At 72.3% G+C, this 15,569-nt stretch carries 14 protein-coding genes; 5 read left to right on the top strand and 9 right to left on the bottom strand.

Going from position 1 to position 15,569, the window contains the following annotated elements:
• Positions 1-15: 15 nt before the first annotated feature.
• Positions 16-522: a DinB family protein gene (locus ACLJN9_RS15630; RefSeq protein ID WP_410812059.1), complete on the bottom strand. Its 507-nt coding sequence runs from the start codon at positions 520-522 to the stop codon at positions 16-18.
• A 127-nt stretch (positions 523-649) separates the two neighbouring features.
• On the opposite strand from ACLJN9_RS15630, the gene ACLJN9_RS15625 reads away from it, so the two are divergent.
• Positions 650-1,585, top strand: a complete 936-nt coding sequence (locus tag ACLJN9_RS15625; RefSeq protein WP_410812058.1) for a DUF72 domain-containing protein — start codon at positions 650-652, stop codon at positions 1,583-1,585.
• A 51-nt stretch (positions 1,586-1,636) separates the two neighbouring features.
• Here ACLJN9_RS15625 and ACLJN9_RS15620 read toward each other — a convergent pair whose 3' ends face one another.
• Both ACLJN9_RS15620 and ACLJN9_RS15615 read right to left on the bottom strand, forming a co-directional pair.
• Positions 1,637-2,005, bottom strand: a complete 369-nt coding sequence (locus ACLJN9_RS15620; protein ID WP_410812057.1) for a hypothetical protein — start codon at positions 2,003-2,005, stop codon at positions 1,637-1,639.
• Between the two features lie 149 nt (positions 2,006-2,154).
• A complete protein-coding gene (locus tag ACLJN9_RS15615; RefSeq protein ID WP_410812056.1) occupies positions 2,155-2,787 on the bottom strand; it encodes a hypothetical protein in 633 nt (210 codons plus the stop codon).
• Between the two features lie 201 nt (positions 2,788-2,988).
• On the opposite strand from ACLJN9_RS15615, the gene ACLJN9_RS15610 reads away from it, so the two are divergent.
• On the top strand, positions 2,989-3,159 hold the full coding sequence (locus tag ACLJN9_RS15610) for a hypothetical protein (protein WP_410812055.1): 171 nt from the start codon (positions 2,989-2,991) through the stop codon (positions 3,157-3,159).
• Between the two features lie 118 nt (positions 3,160-3,277).
• On the opposite strand, the gene ACLJN9_RS15605 is transcribed toward ACLJN9_RS15610, so the two are convergent.
• Positions 3,278-4,534 carry a hypothetical protein gene (locus ACLJN9_RS15605; RefSeq protein WP_410812054.1) on the bottom strand — a complete coding sequence of 419 codons (1,257 nt, stop codon included), beginning with the start codon at positions 4,532-4,534 and terminating at the stop codon, positions 3,278-3,280.
• Between the two features lie 284 nt (positions 4,535-4,818).
• On the opposite strand from ACLJN9_RS15605, the gene ACLJN9_RS15600 reads away from it, so the two are divergent.
• From ACLJN9_RS15600 to ACLJN9_RS15590, 3 genes are all read left to right on the top strand, one after another.
• On the top strand, positions 4,819-6,876 hold the full coding sequence (locus ACLJN9_RS15600) for a type IIA DNA topoisomerase subunit B (RefSeq protein WP_410812053.1): 2,058 nt from the start codon (positions 4,819-4,821) through the stop codon (positions 6,874-6,876).
• A 22-nt stretch (positions 6,877-6,898) separates the two neighbouring features.
• Positions 6,899-9,382 carry a DNA topoisomerase (ATP-hydrolyzing) subunit A gene (locus ACLJN9_RS15595; protein ID WP_410812052.1) on the top strand — a complete coding sequence of 828 codons (2,484 nt, stop codon included), beginning with the start codon at positions 6,899-6,901 and terminating at the stop codon, positions 9,380-9,382.
• Positions 9,383-9,744: 362 nt separating this feature from the next.
• Complete coding sequence (locus tag ACLJN9_RS15590) at positions 9,745-10,158, top strand: TrmH family RNA methyltransferase (protein WP_410812051.1); 414 nt, start codon at positions 9,745-9,747, stop codon at positions 10,156-10,158.
• A 7-nt stretch (positions 10,159-10,165) separates the two neighbouring features.
• Here the strand turns inward: ACLJN9_RS15590 and ACLJN9_RS15585 are convergent, their stop codons facing one another.
• From ACLJN9_RS15585 to ACLJN9_RS15565, 5 genes are all read right to left on the bottom strand, one after another.
• Positions 10,166-10,801: an alpha-ketoglutarate-dependent dioxygenase AlkB gene (locus tag ACLJN9_RS15585; protein ID WP_410812050.1), complete on the bottom strand. Its 636-nt coding sequence runs from the start codon at positions 10,799-10,801 to the stop codon at positions 10,166-10,168.
• A gap of 159 nt (positions 10,802-10,960) precedes the next feature.
• A complete protein-coding gene (locus tag ACLJN9_RS15580; RefSeq protein ID WP_410812467.1) occupies positions 10,961-12,124 on the bottom strand; it encodes a PseG/SpsG family protein in 1,164 nt (387 codons plus the stop codon).
• Positions 12,121-12,843, bottom strand: a complete 723-nt coding sequence (locus ACLJN9_RS15575; protein ID WP_410812466.1) for a cytidylyltransferase domain-containing protein — start codon at positions 12,841-12,843, stop codon at positions 12,121-12,123. Before ACLJN9_RS15575 ends, ACLJN9_RS15580 begins: the two co-directional genes overlap by 4 nt.
• Before the next feature lie 65 nt (positions 12,844-12,908).
• Positions 12,909-14,723 (bottom strand): class I SAM-dependent methyltransferase, encoded by a 1,815-nt coding sequence (locus ACLJN9_RS15570; RefSeq protein ID WP_410812049.1) that lies wholly within the window; start codon positions 14,721-14,723, stop codon positions 12,909-12,911.
• The gene (locus ACLJN9_RS15565) at positions 14,713-15,561 is read right to left on the bottom strand and encodes a hypothetical protein (RefSeq protein ID WP_410812048.1); all 849 of its coding nucleotides are present in this window, start codon (positions 15,559-15,561) and stop codon (positions 14,713-14,715) included. Before ACLJN9_RS15565 ends, ACLJN9_RS15570 begins: the two co-directional genes overlap by 11 nt.
• Between the last annotated feature and the right edge of the window lie 8 nt (positions 15,562-15,569).

Here is a 15,569-nt window from a genome sequence, read left to right as displayed (position 1 = left end):
GGCCGGCGAGGGCCGTCACCCCATCGTCTTGGCGCCGTCGATCGCCTCGCGCAGGATGTCGGCGTGCCCGGCGTGCTGGGACGTCTCGGCGATCACGTGCAGCAGCACCCGGCGGACCGTCCAGCTCGCCCCCGGCTCGAACCAGGGCGCCTGCGGCAGCGGATGCGCCGCGTCCAGATCGAGCGTGACGACCAACTCGTCGGTCTGGTCGGCCACCTGCTGGAACCGCTCGACCAGACCGGCCAGGGTCTCGCCCGACGCCATCTGGAACTGACCGGTCCAGTCGACGTCCTCGCGCTGCATCGCCTCCGCGCCACCCACGGCGAAACGTATCCACCGCTCCTCGGTGCCGGCCACATGCTTGACAAGACCGCCCAGGCAGAGCTCGCTGACGGTGCTGCGGGTGGCCGCCTGTTCGTCGGACAGCCCGTCCACGGTCTGCAACAGGAAACCCCGGTGCCGGCGAAGCGTCTGCAGCAGGTCGGCCCGCTCCCCGGTGAGCTGCTGCTCGGTGCTGGTCATGTGCCGCCCCTTCCGTCACGGTCCGCTTCGGTGTCAGCGTAGGGCGATGCACCGACAGTCCAGGCCCGACACGACGCGCCGCCGCCAGCGGTTGCCGATCCGAGCACGGGGCGGTCCACTGAGTGACATGGCTGTCATCAGGGTGGGCACGTCCTCGTGGGCCGACCAGTCGCTGCTGCGCTCCGGGTGGTACCCGCGCTCGGCCAACACGCCGGCCGGCCGGCTGGGCTTCTACGCCGGTCGGTTTCCGCTGGTCGAGGTGGACACCTCCTACTACGCGATCCCGGTGCCCGAGGTCACCCAGGGCTGGGTCGACGCCACGCCGCCCGAGTTCACCTTCGACGTCAAGGCGTTCAGCCTCTTCACGGGTCACCCGACGCCGGTCGCAGCGCTGCCCCGCGACCTGCGCCCGGCCACCGGCCCGAGCCGGATCCGCCGCCGCGACCTGCCGGAGCGGGCGTACGACGAGTTGTGGTCCCGGTTCCGGGCGGCGCTGGAGCCGATCGCGGCCGCCGGCAAGCTGGGGGTGGTGATGTTGCAGTTCCCGCCGTGGCTGGTGCGCGGCGCCGCCGCCGAGCGCCGGATCGTCGAGCTGGCGCAGCGGTGCCGGCCGTGGCGGGTCGCGGTGGAGCTGCGACACGGGTCCTGGTTCGACGCGGGAGCCACCGTGGACACCCTGGACCTGCTCCGCGCACACGACCTCTCGCTGGTCTGCGTCGACATGCCGCAGGGGCATCCGTCGTCGGTGCCACCGATCCTCGCCACCACGGCGGAGCCGGCGATCGTCCGGTTCCACGGCCACAGCGACGCCTGGCACGATGGTGACAAACAGGACAAATTCCGCTATGCGTACGCCGAGGAGGAGCTGCGGCACTGGTCCGGGCTGCTGGCCGAGCTGGCCGGTCCGGCCGACGAACTGCACGTGCTGTTCAACAACTGCTGCGCGGGTCAGGCCCAACGGGACGCGACCCGGCTGGCGCAGCTGCTGACCGAGACGATCATTCGGCCGGCGGTCGGTGTCGACCGGCCGACCGTGCCCGACCGGGTCGCGTCCACCAGGTGATCCGTGCCGGCCGTCGGTGTCACCTAGCCCGGATGAGCGTCGCGGATGGTGTCAGGATCGCCGGCCGCGGGTGCGCAGCGCGTCCTGGCTGCGCTCGTTGATGTCCGCGTCGTCGGGAAAGGACCGTCCACTGGGTGCCGGGTCCGGCGGCGCGCCCGGGCCGGCCGCCGTGGTCCGGGTGGGTTCGACCGAGCCGAAGCCGTGCCGACCGGCCGGGTTGGTCCGGCCCGCCGGTGCGCCCGCGCCCCGCTCTCCGCGTCGACCCTCGGGCACCGCCGTCGTCTCGCTGCCCTCGTCCATCGGCGAGTCCTCGCCCGCGCCCCACGGCGGTTCGGCGTCGAAGCCGTCCTCGGTCTTCCACGGCTGAACCGCCTCCGGCTCCAGCCGGTCACCGCCGCTGCGTCCCTCGTACGCCGTCATGGCCACCTCGCTCGTCGGTCCGCCGCCACCGGCGGACGGTTGCGCGGGTCAGGGCCGATGCCCTCCCCGTGGCGTACCGGTCCCTGCGGCCGGTCGACCATCGCCCCGCCGAACAGGAGCGGCGGGGCAATGGCCGTCCGGTCCGTTCCTCAGCGGCCCGCCATCGCCATCTGACGCTTGCCGCCCATGCTCATGCCGGCCATCTTGGCCATCCCCTTCGGGGCACTGAACAGACCGCCGGCCCGGCCGAGCATTCCCCGGAACACCTGGCCGGGTTTCTGCTGCTCGCCCATGTACGCGGTGACCACGACCAGGCTTCCGGTCAGCGCCGGAATCGCCCACTGGAGCAGCTTCATCTGCCGCTGCGAGGAGGCCACGCTGGCCGGGGTCTGGTGGTTGGGCTCGGTGGCCCCGCTGACCGGCGGGGCACCCGCCTTCTCCAACCGCATGCCGATCAACCGGCTGTAACCGGTCACCGCGAGCGCGCCGATCGTCAGCGCGGTCTTGATGGTGCTGGCCCGGGCCACTCCGGCCTGGCTGGCGACCCGTGGGCTCTCCGTCACCAACTCGCCGACGGCCCCGGCCAGGTGCGCGCCGATCGCGGCCGCGTTGACCGGGGTCCACTTGGACCATCCGGCCGACGCGACCGGAAGTCGTTGGGTCGAGTCGCTGATCTTCGCCGCTGCGCCGTTGACGCCGAAGGCTCCCATCAGGGAGCCGCCGAACCAGGCCGCCAGGCCCAGATCGTGCATCGAGCGCAGTGCGGTGTGCCGTTCGGACATGTGATCCCCTTCCGCCGTGTCGGGCGCTGCGGCTTACCCACCGCCCGGGCCGCTAACCCCGGCCCGTGCCGGCCGATCCGAGGTCGCCCCGGCACGCCGGGGACATCCGGGTCGTCGCCGTACCGGGCGGCCACCGGCAGGAGTCGTCCGGTCGGTGGTGGGTAGACGCCGGAGGGACGCTGACGGAGAGGGGAAAACGGGATGTCGCAGCCGGACGAGAGCCGGGAGAAGACCGCCAAGACCGATGCGGTGCTCATGCATCCGGATAACGACCCGCACAGGACCACCGCCGAGGTCGCCCCGCGCAAGGACCCCGGTGAGGTTCGGGTGGAGCGCGACGGCGAGCTGGTGCCGCTGGATCAGGACGAGTGAGCCCGGCCGGTCCCGCCGGGCGACCGGTCGGCACGGTCCGGCGGGTTCGAGCGGTTGGCACCGTTTCGACGCGACGGAGGCCCCGCCGGGTGGCGGGGCCTCCGGACACGTGACCGGTTCAGGAGACGGAGATCGTCCCGTCGCCGGCGCGGACGCAGGCCACCGATCGTGCGCTGGTGGTGGCGGCGCCGCTCAGGCACTGGCCGAGCACCTGGTGCCCGGTGGCGTTCGGGTGCCACGACTCCTGGCAGGTCTGGAAGTAGCTGACGCAGGTGTTGGCGATCCGCTGAATGGCGATCTTGTCCTTGCCGGAGAGGCTGGTGACGAAGGTGCCGTTCGCGCCGTCCTGCAGACGGATCGGGGTGGCCAGCGCGCCGCTCGGGCTGGCCGGCGACTCGCAGAGCCGGGCACCGTCGAAGGCCCGCTGCACGTTGAGATAGACCAGGTCGGCACCGGGGAACTCGGCGGCCAGGGTGTCCCGGGTCGACTTCACGAGGGTGCCCAGGCCCTGCGAGAAGCGGTGCCCGGGCGCGAGACTGGCCCGGTGGATCGGGCAGCCGGCCGCGTACCGCTCGGCACCGAGGTCGCGGAACTTGTCCCGGGTGTCGTCGCGGCCGTCCTGGGTGTGGAAGGTCGGTTCGAGGTCCAGCGGTAGCGGGTTGGTGTAGTCCTGGAACACGACCCGGTGCTGACCGTCCGCGTCCACCTGGTCCAGGGTGGCCAGCAGTTGGCGTACCGCGGCGGTGGTCTCCGCGGTGGCGGCGCTGAACTGTGCGGCGGTGGCCAGGTCGGCGTCGGTGCACGGCTTCTGCTCCACCGGACCACCGAGGTACGCCCAGAACTCCCACCAGCCGGTCCAGGCGTCGGCGATGAACCGGTTGGCGCATTTCTCGGCGACGCTGCCGAAGGTGAACGAGCTGTTGTTCGAGCCCAGCCCGAGCAGCACCAGATCGATGTCCTGGGTCTGCGCGACGGCGCGGAGCTGGTCGATCTGCGCGGCCACCGTGCGGCCCTTCTCGCGCGCCGCCGACGCCGTGGCGATGTCGTGTGGCTGGCCGCCGGAGCAGGCCAGGTTGAACCGGTTCTGGATGCCCGGCAGGTCGGCCTGGTTCAGCGACGCGTTTGCCGAGCGGTGGCAGAAGTACGCGTTGTTGTTCGGCGCCGTCCAGCCGGGGAAGCCCTGGGCGACCCCGTTGACGTCGACCACCGGGGTGTACGCCCCGGCGCCCTCGCCGCTGATGAAGCTGTCGCCGAGGGCCACCGCCGCGGTGGGCAGCGCGGCGGATGCGGGGGCGGGCAGTGCGACGGCGGTCGACAGCGCGGCTGTGACGATCGTGAGTGCCGCAGCGAGCGCGGTACGCCGGAACCTGGACATGGGGGCTCCCATCCATCGAAAGATGAAAGATTCTCTGAGAGCGCGATCAGATCACCCCGGCGTCAAGGGCGTCAATGCCCCGTACCAGAATCGTTCGATCACTGCTGCGACGCTCACGGCGACAAAGCTGTTCCGTGGCTCACGTCCGGGGGCTGGCGCGCGGCGGGTCGCGTAGGTGCTCCAGGAGTTGTCCCAACCTCGGGCTAGGCTCGCTGCGGCGCGCCACGCCGGCTGATCTCGCCGGTGAGCGGCAGCACACCGCCGAGACCGGGGAGTACGACCAGTTGACCGCAGAGCCTGACACCCTGTACGGGGCCGATGACCTCACGCACCTCGAGGGGCTGGACGCTGTCCGCAAGCGGCCCGGCATGTACATCGGTTCCACCGACAGCCGTGGCGTGGGTCACCTCGTCAACGAGATCCTCGACAATTCCACCGACGAGGGTGTCGCCGGTCATGCCACCAACGTCGAGGTGACGCTGCACGTCGACGGCTCGGTGCAGGTCGACGACGACGGCCGGGGCATTCCGACCGACGTGCACGCCAAGTCCGGCATCTCCGGGGTCGAGCTGGTGCTCACCCGGCTGCACGCCGGCGGAAAGTTCGGCGGCTCCGGCTACAAGACCTCCGGCGGCCTGCACGGGGTCGGCGCGTCAGCGGTCAACGCGCTGTCCCGCCGGTTCGACGTGACCGTCCGTCGGGCCGGCAAGATCCACGCGATGTCCTTCCGGCACGGCGTGCCGGGGATCTTCGACGGCGACGGCCCGGACGCGCCGTTCACCGCGGGCCCCGGGCTCCAGGTTGTCGGCGCGATGAAGCGCAGGCAGGCCACCGGCACCTCGATCCGCTGGTGGCACGACGCCCGCTACTTCGAGACCGGCGCGGCGCTCGACGTCGACGCGGTCCGGATGAAGCTGCGCAACACCGCCTTCCTGGTTCCCGGCGTGGAGTATCTGCTGCGCGACCTGACCGGGGAGGCGCCCGCCGAGGAGCGGTTCCACTATCCCAACGGGCTCAGCGACATGGTGGAGTTCATCGCTCCGGCCGGCGACCGGGCGGTCTCCGGAATGTTGCTGGTGACCGGCGAAGGGACATACCGGGAGAACGCCGCCGACGCCAACGGCGTCATGCAGTCCAACGTGCAGCGCCGCGCCGAGGTCGAGGTGGCGTTCCGCTGGGGCACCGGCTACGAGCGCACCGTGGAGTGCTTCACCAACACCATCCGCAACGCGCACGGCGGCACCCACCGCAAGGGCTTCGAGCGGGCACTGGTCCGCACCATCGCCGACGCCGTCCGCAACACCCGGGGGCTGCTCAAGGCGAAGGAGGAGCCGCCGACCCTGGACGACGTGCTGGAGGGGATGACCGCTGTGGTGCACGTGCGCATCCCCGAGCCGCAGTTCACCTCGCAGACCAAGGACGAGCTCTCCACCACCGGCATCACCAAGGTGATCCACACCCTGGTCGAGGCACACATCAAGGCGTGGCTGGAGGACCGGCGCACCAAGGCCGAGGCGCGCACCGTCCTGCAGAAGGTGGTCGACGCGGCGCGGGTGCGGCTCACCCAGAAGCAGCAGAAGGACGCCGCCCGGCGCAAGACCGCCCTGGAGGGCGCGTCGATGCCGCCGAAGCTGGTCGACTGCCGAGCCACCGGCGTGGCACGTAGTGAGCTGTTCATCGTGGAGGGCGACAGCGCCCTCGGAACGAGCAGAATGGCACGATCGTCCGAATACCAGGCGCTTCTGCCGATTCGAGGCAAGATCCTCAACGTCCAGAAGGCCAACCTCCAGCAGGTTCTGGACAATGCCGAGTGCGCGGCGATCGTCCAGGTGCTCGGCGCCGGCTCCGGGCGTACGTTCGACCTCACCTCCCTGCGCTACGGTCGAGTGCTGATCATGGCGGACGCCGACGTGGACGGCGCGCACATCCGGACGCTGCTGATCACCCTCTTCGCCCGGTACATGCGCCCGCTGATCGAGGCCGGCCGGCTCTACGCCGCGATGCCGCCCCTGCACAAGATCACAACGAGGGGGCGCAACCCGCAGACCGTCTACACCTACACGCAGGCAGAGATGGAGACGACGGTCCGCAAGCTGGAGAAGGCCGGCAAGCAGATCGTCACCCCCATTCCGCGTTTCAAGGGCCTCGGTGAGATGAACGCCGACGAATTGTGGGACACCACGATGAACCCGGCCACCCGCGCCGTCCGTCGGATCACCCTCGACGACGTGGACGCCGCCGAGCGGATCCTCGAACTGCTGATGGGCGAGAAGGTCGAGCCGCGCCGGAACTGGCTCATCGACTCCGCCGACCGGGTCGACCGCGACGCCATCGACGCCTGACGGCAGAAGGAAGAGCTGAACCATGGCACGCCGTAAGGAAAACAAGGTCGATCTCTCCTCGTTCGACCAGGCGGGCGCGCGGGTCTTCGACAACCCGCTGGTCACCGAGGTGTCCGACTCCTATCTGGAGTACGCGTTCTCGGTCATCCACTCCCGCGCTCTGCCCGATGCCCGCGACGGCCTCAAGCCGGTGCACCGACGGATCCTGTACGCGATGAGCGAGGCCGGTTTCCGTCCGGACCGGTCGCATGTCAAGTCGGCCCGGGTCGTCGGCGACGTGATGGGTCGTTACCACCCGCACGGCGACACCGCGATCTACGACGCGATGGTCCGGATGGCGCAGGACTTCTCGCTCAACGTGCCGCTCATCGACGGGCATGGCAATTTCGGATCCCCGGACGACGGACCGGCGGCGGCGCGATACACCGAGGCGCGGATGTCGCGCGAGGCGATGCTGCTCGTCGGCGAGCTGGGCGAGGACACCGTCGACGTCGAGCCCAACTACGACGGCTCGCTGACCCAGCCGACCGTGCTTCCGGCGGCCTTCCCCAACCTGCTGGTCAACGGCGCGTCCGGCATCGCGGTCGGGATGGCCACCAACATGATCCCGCACAACCTCGGCGAGGTGGTCTCCGCCGCCCGTTGGCTGATCAACCATCCGGACGCCACGTTGGACAAGCTCATGGAGTACGTTCCCGGCCCCGACCTGCCCACCGGTGGCGTGCTGCTCGGCCTGGACGAGGTGCGCCGGGCGTACGAGACCGGGCGCGGCGTGGTGCGGATGCGCGGCAAGGTGGAGATCGGCCCCCTGGAGGGCAGCCGTGGCCGCCAGGCGATCACCGTGGTCGAGCTGCCGTACGGCGTGGGCGCGGAGAAGGTCATCGCGGCGATCACCAACGAGGTCACCAAGACCAAGCGGCTGACCGGCATCGCCGACGTCAAGGACCTCACCGACCGGGAGAGCGGCACCCGGCTGGTCGTCGAGTGCAAGGTCGGGGTCAACCCGCAGGCTCTGCTCGCCGACCTCTACCGGTTGACCCCGCTGGAGCAGTCCTTCGGTGTCAACAACCTGGTGCTGGTCGACGGGCAGCCGCGTACCCTCGGGCTGAAGGCGCTGCTGGAGGTCTTCCTGGCCCACCGGTACGAGGTGGTCACGCGGCGCACCTCGTACCGCCGGCGTAGGCGCCAGGAGCGGCTGCACCTGGTCGACGGCCTGCTGATCGCACTGCTGGACATCGATGAGGTCGTCCGGCTGATCCGGAGCAGTGACGACGCGCAGGCCGCCAAGGACGGGCTGATGAGCCGGTTCGGCCTCTCCGACATCCAGGCCACCTACATTCTGGACACTCCACTGCGCCGGTTGACGAAGTTCGACCGGATCGAGCTGGAGGCCGAGCAGGAGCGGCTGCGCGCCGAGATCGCCGAGCTGTCCACGATCCTGGACGACGAGCGGGTGCTCAAGAAGCTGGTCTCCGACGAGTTGGCCGCCGTGGTCAAGCAGTTCGGCACCGAACGGCGGACGACGCTGGTCGACGGCGACCTCAAGGAGGTGCTGGCCGCGTCCGCGCCGGCCGGGCCGCTGGAGGTCGCCGACGACCCGTGTCAGGTGATCCTCTCAGCGACCGGGCTGGTCGCCCGGACCGCGGCCGAGTCGGAGGAGAGCGCCGAGGGGCGCCGACGCAACGGCCGGATCAAGCACGACACCGTACGCGCGATCGCGCACTCCACCGCCCGGGGTCGGGTGCTGCTGGTGACCAGCGCCGGTCGGGCCTTCAAGGTCGACGTGCTTCCGCTGCCGGTGCTGCCCGAGCAGGCCGGCACGGTGTCGCTGCGAGGCGGTATGTCCGCCGCCGAGCTGGTGCCGTTGGCGCCGGGAGAGACGGTGGTCGGCCTGGCCCCTCTCGGCGGGCCGGCGGACGGTTCACCCGGGCTGGCGCTGGGCACCCGGCAGGGCATGGTGAAGATCTGTGTGCCGGAGTGGCCGGTGCGCTCCGACGAGTTCGAGGTGATCGGCCTGCGCGACGGCGACGAGGTGGTCGGGGCGACCTGGCTGACCGACGGTGCCGAGACGCTGACCTTCGTCACCTCTGAGGCGTCGCTGCTGCGGTTCGCCGCCGGGCTGGTCCGCCCGCAGGGTCTCAAGGGTGGCGGCATGGCCGGCATCAATCTGGCCCCCGGGGCGCGGGTGGCCTTCTTCGGCGCGGTACGCACCGACGATCCGGGGCACGGTGAGCCGATGGTGGTGACCTCCACCGGGGCGACGGTCAAGGTGACGCCGTTCCGGGCGTACCCGGCGAAGGGAAGAGCGACCGCTGGGGTGCGCGCCCATCGCTTCCTCAAGGGTGAGACGGACGTGGCCGTCGCCTGGGTGGGGCCGCGTCCGGTCGGCGCCACCGGCACCGGCGAGCCGGTGGAGTTGCCGGCGGCCGACCCGCGTCGGGACGGCTCCGGCTTCGCGGTGATGCTCGGCCCAACGGTGGTAGGTCACCTGATCGAACGCGACTAACCCCCCGCCTCGGGTTGTCGCGCCGTCCCCGGGCGCGCTCGGCGTGCCCGGCCCGCCGAAGATCGTGCTCGATCCTGGAAGTAGTGGCATCGCAGACGCGGTGATTCCACTCGATCCTGGATCGAGCACGATCATGCCAACTGGGGCGTCCGCCAGCGCGGTATGGTGGCGGCTCTGTCGTCGGTGAGGGTCTGGGTGCGCCGCTAAGCACCCCTCAACATGATTTCAGCTTTGTCCGGCGGAGTCGCCGGCGCGGCGTGAGCGCCGCCATCCGGGTCCGACCGAGGCGTGAGTTGCGCGCCGCCCGTCGTCCCCGGCCACACCGTTGTTGGGGTCACCTGATCGCCGCCCCACTCTGGCCGATGCACGGCGCGAACCTGGGCACCCTGTTACGTACGTGCGACGCGGTCGGTGCCTGCCTCGCCGTGCCTCCATTCCGCTGGGTGGACGAGGCCGTGGCCCGGGGCAACACCCTGCGCCAACCGGGCTGCGTCCACCGGGTCGGCAGTCCGCTGCGCTGGCTGGCCGCCGAACGGGCCGCCGGCACCCGGGTCCTCGGGGTGGAACTGGCTGACGAGGCCGTTCGGCTCGGTGATCTGCCCGCCGCTCGGGGCCGCACCGTCGTGCTGTTGGGGCACGAGGCGACCGGCATCCCGCCCGAGGCGCTCGACCAGCTGGACGCGGCGGTGGAGATTCCGATGGTCGGCCATGGCCACAGCCTGAACGTCGCGGTAGCCGGCTCCCTGGTCCTCTACAAACTGGCCGGCCTCCTCTAGCCCCGGATCAGGCGACGTTGTGGGGACGGAACTGGACGCTGACTCGCGGGCCCACGGGGCGGGTGGTCTTGGGGATGGCGTGTTCCCAGGTGCGTTGGCAGGAGCCGCCCATGACGATCAGGTCGCCGTGGCCCACCGGGAAGCGCAGGCTCTCGCCGCCGCCGCGCGGGCGTAGCAGCAGCGGTCGGGGTGCTCCGAAGGAGACGATCGCGACGATCGTGTCGGTGTGCGCCGAGCGGCCGATGGTGTCGCCGTGCCAGGCCACGCTGTCGCGCCCGGAGCGGTAGAGGCACATGCCGGCGGTGACGAAGGGCTCGCCCAACTCGGACGCGTAGTGCCCGGTCAGCGCGGCCCGCGCGGCGGTGAGCACGGGGTGGGGGAGTTGCCTTGCGCCGTCGTACCAGCAGAGCAGGCGAGGCACGTCGACCTCGGCGTCATACATGGTGCGCCGTTCGGCACGCCACGGCACCTCGGCGAGCAGGGTGTCGAGGACCGTGTCGGAGCCGCGCACCCAGCCGGGGAGGTGGTCGACCCAGGCGCCCCGGCTGAGCTGGTGCCGGCGGATCTGGCCGGGCAGCGGCCCCAGGGTCGGCCCGGCGTCGGCCAGGTCGAGCATCGACGGCTGGTAGGCGGCCTGCGTCATGCAGCCACCCTAGCAGCACTTTCGTACACCCGTGCTAGCCGTGGACCGTGCCCGCCCGCTCCTCCTCGCCACGATCGTGCTCGATCCTGGATGCGGTGGCCTCTCGCGCGGTTCGAGAGGACTGTTTCCAGGATCGAGCGTGACCTCGACCTTCTGCGATCAGCCGGCGACGGCGGCGCGTACGGCGTCGAACACCGCGTCCACCACCCGTGCCCGGCCCTGCCCGTCGACGGTGGACCAGGCGCGCGTGGCGAGCGTCGCGCGCCGCTGCGGCGAGCTGAGCAGCCCGTGCAGGGTCCGCGCCGCCGTCGCGCGGGCGGCCCGCCCGGCGACGCCGCCAGCGGTCAGCTCCGGCAACTCGCCGAGGCCGGCGGCCAGGCCGTGCCGCACCACCCGGGTGTACGACGCACGTTGGTTGTCGACCACGCAGACCAGTGCGCTGGGTGCGCCGAGGCAGCAGAGTTCCCAGGTGGATGTGCCGGCGGCGCTGACCACCAGGTCGGCTTCCGTGATCAGTGCCGGTAGCGTGGTGGTGGGTGGGACCGGTCGGATGATCTGCCCCCGGCCGGGGGTGACGTCCTCGACCTCGGCCTCGATCTCGGGTCGCCCGACGATGACCGTGAGGTCCATCGGGTGACCGGTGGCCACCAGCACCCGGGTCAGGACCGGGGCCGCGCCGACCGCGTCGGTGCCGCCGAAGAAGGCCAGCACCCGGGGGCGGCTGACCGCCGTGGCAGGCGGGGCGACCGGCGGCCGGGCGCTGATCACGGTGTCGCGCAGCAGGGCGTACCCGCTCCCGGCGAGCAACCGGCCGGGCAACCCCGCCCCGGCAGCCGGCCCCGCCCCGGCAGCCGGCCCCGCCCCGGCAGCCGGCCCCGCCCCGGTAGCCAGCCCCGCTGCCGAACCCAGCCCCGCTCCGGACCCCAGCCCGGGCAGCTCCGCACCGAAGTTCTGGTCGAGGTAGAGGTCCGCGTCCTGGCCCCGACTGTCCCCGTCGATCAGGGCGAGGGTGTAGACGCCGGCCGCGCGCAGTGCGCCCGCGCCGGCCGGGTCCAGCTCGTAGGAGTCGAGGACCAGCACGTCCAGTTCGTGCCGACGGGCGGCCTCGACCAGCTCAGCCGGCGTCTCGGGGCCCGGATGCAGGGGGATGCCCCGCGCGGCCAGCTCGGCGGTGGCCCAGTCGAGCCGCTCGACCGCGCCGAACACCGCGACGTGGGCGCCCCGGGCCAGGAACTCCTCGGCGAGCGCCAGACAGCGGACGAGGTGCCCGACGCCGCGCGCCGGCCCGGCGTCGCAGCGCAGCCCGACCCGTAGCGTGCTCAGGACTCCTCCAGTCGCTTCTGCCGTACGTCGGCGTTGAGGGCGCGCAGCCGGGGTCGGCCGTCGAGCCAGTCGGCGAGCTTGGCCAAGGGCACGCTGACATCGCCGAAATGGCTGATCACCGCGTTCACCAGCGCCCAGTCCTGCTCGGTGTCGAGGGTCAGCCGCAGCGCCGAGCGATCCGGGGTGAGGGTCACCCCGAGCACCCGGAACAGCTCCGGATGGGTGTACGCGTACGAGGTCACGTGCACCCGGTGGTGACCTGTGGCGAGCCGGTCGAAAGTACGCAGTGTCTCCGCGCGGATGATCTCGACGTCGAGCCCGCGGGGCAGGGTGCGCGCGATCGACGTACTCGCGTAGTCCAGCCCGGGCACCGCGCGGTACACCGAGGCGACCAGCGTGATGATCTCCGGGTCGAGGAGCGGACAGTCGGCGGTGAACCGCATGACGGCGTCGCCCGGGTGCGCCGCCAACGCGCCCACGAAGCGGCCCAGCACGTCGTCGACCGGCCCGCGGTGGCAGGGCACGCCCAGTCGCGCGGACTCGGCCACCACGGCGTCGTCGACCGGATCGGTGCTGGTGGCGACCACCAGGTCGGCCAGAACGGCGCTCTCCTGGGCGGCGCGGACCACCCGGCCCAGCACGGAACGCCCGGCGAGTGGGCGAAGCACCTTGCCGGGCAGTCGGGCGGACCCCATCCGGGCCTGCACGACTCCGACGATCCGCGGCCCGCCGCCGTCGACGGCACCCGGGGCCGGTGCCGCGTCCGGGGCGCTGTCGTGGCTGCTCACTGCTGCTCCTCCTGCCTGGGTGCGAGTGCCCAGACGGCCCGCCGCTTGGCGGCTCGGGCGCCCCGCTTGGCCAGCCGGGCCGGGGTGATGGCGAGCCGACCGACGCGATAGCTGAGCGACCCGCTGAGCAGGCCGATTGTCGTCTCGGCCCGGCGCAGCGCCCGTTCCCGCGAGGTGAGCAGCTCGTCGTTCCACCTGGACAGGGAGGTGAGCCGGCTGATCTCCTCGCGCTGGCGCAGCCACGCCTCCCGCAGCTGCTGATAGCTGTGTGCGCCGATCGGCGGGTCGGTGGGTTCGATGCCGTGCAGCCTGGTGGCGAGGTCGCCCCGCTTGTCGGAGTCCAGCCCGTGCAGCGCCGCGCTGATCGCCGCCTCGGCCTCCACCGCCTGCGCCACGGTCTCCCGGGCCAGGTCGTGGCCAGCCAGCCCGCCCAGCACCACGGTCAGGCCCGCCACGTCGAGCGTCGACGACCACGGGTGGGCGTACCCCCCGGTGAGCAGGTCCGCCGCGAAGCGCCACAGCCCGCGGGCCAGCACCACGTCGCCGGGCAGCGCGGCGGTGGCCCGCCAGCTCGGTTCGAGCACCGCGTAGCGGTCCCCGTCGACGACGACGTTGTCGGTGCTGGCCAGCGCGGCCGCTCCGGCGATCCGGCCGTCGTCGTCGGCCTGGCCGGCGAGCCAGCCCGCGTACCCGCGCAGCAGCGCGCGCAGCGTCGCCAGGTCGCGGCGCAGGGCCGCGTCGAGGAGCACGGTGCGCAGTAGCCGTCCGGACGGCACCGGTCCGGACAGCGCGTCGGCGTCCCGGTACGCGGCCTCGCGGCTCGCGAACGGCGCGGCGGCCGGCTCGTTCGAGGTGGTCGGCGCGGCGAGCCCCCATCGCCAGCCGGACGGGCCGGAGAGCACCTCGAGGACGCCGATCCCGGGCGGCCCGGTCTGCGCGAGCACCGTCGGCAGCTCCCCGTCGGCGGCCGGGGATGCTGGGCCGCCGGGTCGCCGGGCCAGCAGCAGCCAGCCCGGCGCGAGGTCGGCGGCGCGCCCGGCGTGCAGCGCGTCCACGGCCAGTCGGGCCGGGTCCTGCAGCACCGGCCCGGTGGTGGAGCCGCCCGCGCAGGCGCCGTGCAGCACCGCGTCGAAGAGCCCCGACCCGGCGTCCCGGTCGAGCTGGTCGGCGTCGAGCAGCGCCGTCGGGCTGCCGACGGTGGGGTACGCGGCCCAGCAGGCGGTCGGCAGCAGCCCGGCGTCGGTGAGCCGGTCGCGCAGCTGCTCCCGGTTGGCAGGGTGCGCGCGGTCCAGCACCCCGCCGATCGCCCAGGCGGAGTCGTTCCGGTCGGCGTACCACGCGGAGGTGTCGACCAGACGGTGCAGGCCGAGCGGGTTGTCCAGGCGCAGCAGCAGGACGCCACCCGGCCGTACCGCGGCGGTCAGGCGTGCCAGCACCCCGTTCCAGCCGAACCGGGTGCCCTCCACCGACTCCACCGCGTCGAGCCCCGCGCCGGCGATCACCACGTCGTACGTGTCGTCGGGCAGTCCGCCCGGCCCACCCACCACAACGGCGGCGGCCCGCTGGGCCAGCGCCACCGCGTCCGGGTGGCTGCGCAGCAGGCAGGTCACCTCGGCGTGGGCGAGCCTGTTCAGCAGCGCCGGCTCGTGCGGCCCGGCCAACAGGACCCGGGCACCGGCCGGCACGATCCGGGCGGCCAGCGCGGCCAGCGGCCCCCCGTCGGCCAACCGCTGCGTCGGTAGGTCGGACCAGGCCAGCATCTCGCCGCCGGGTAGGGAGATCCGGCCGGCGGATGCCGTCTCAGTCGTCACGGTCTTCCTCTTCCTCCTGGAGGTCCGCCCAGCCGAGCAGCTCGCGCAGCTCGGCCGGCGTGCAGCGGTGGTCGGTGCCCAGCTCGGCGCGGGCGATCTCGATCGCGGTGGGCAGGTCGACCTCGGCGGAGTGCAGCTCCGGCCACTGCCGCCGGATCCGGGCGGTCCCGCCGAAGGTGGGATCCTCATTGGACAGGATCATCGGGTCGCCGTAGACCGCCGGTTCGCAGCCGGCTGCGATGCCGTAGAAGATGGCGCTGGTCAGCCGGTTGGACGCGACCCGGCGGTGCCGACGCAGCTCGGTCAGCTGGTTGTCGAGGAACTCGGGGTCGGTGTCCTTCCACCAGTGCCCCCGGTAGCCGTGGCAGATCACCCGGAATCCGGCGCGTTCGTAGAGGCGGCGGACGGAGCGCATCCGGTACTCGTGCCAGTAGAGGCAGACCGTGACGGGGCCCGGCTCGGTGTTCTGGATGCGGGCTATCAGGGCTCGGTGGTCACCCTTGACGTGCTGGCCCTCCCAGCCGTGGAACGGGTACCAGATGGTGCCCTCCCGCTCCTCGACCGGCGGCTCCTCCGGCCGCATGGCCAGCAGGTAGACGAACGGGGCGCCGATCACGACCACGTTGCGTCGACCCACCGACCAGGCCCGGCGGCGGGTCTGCTCGGACCAGAGCAGGCTCGGGGTGCGATCGGCGTACGGGTGGCCGGGGGCCAGGCCGTCGCCGATGTTCCAGCCGTGTTGCACGTACCCGTTGATCCGGGGTGGGTGCCGGTCGCCGAGGCCGGCGTACCGGGCCAGCACGTGGGCGTGGCCGTAGAAGTGGTTGGCGTGGTGCATCAGGTTCC

The organism is Micromonospora sp. 067-2, from assembly GCF_046549295.1.
Classification (GTDB): Bacteria; Actinomycetota; Actinomycetes; order Mycobacteriales; family Micromonosporaceae; genus Micromonospora.
The sequence above is the reverse complement of the archived record's forward strand: the minus strand, read 5'-3'. Positions and strand labels throughout refer to the sequence as shown.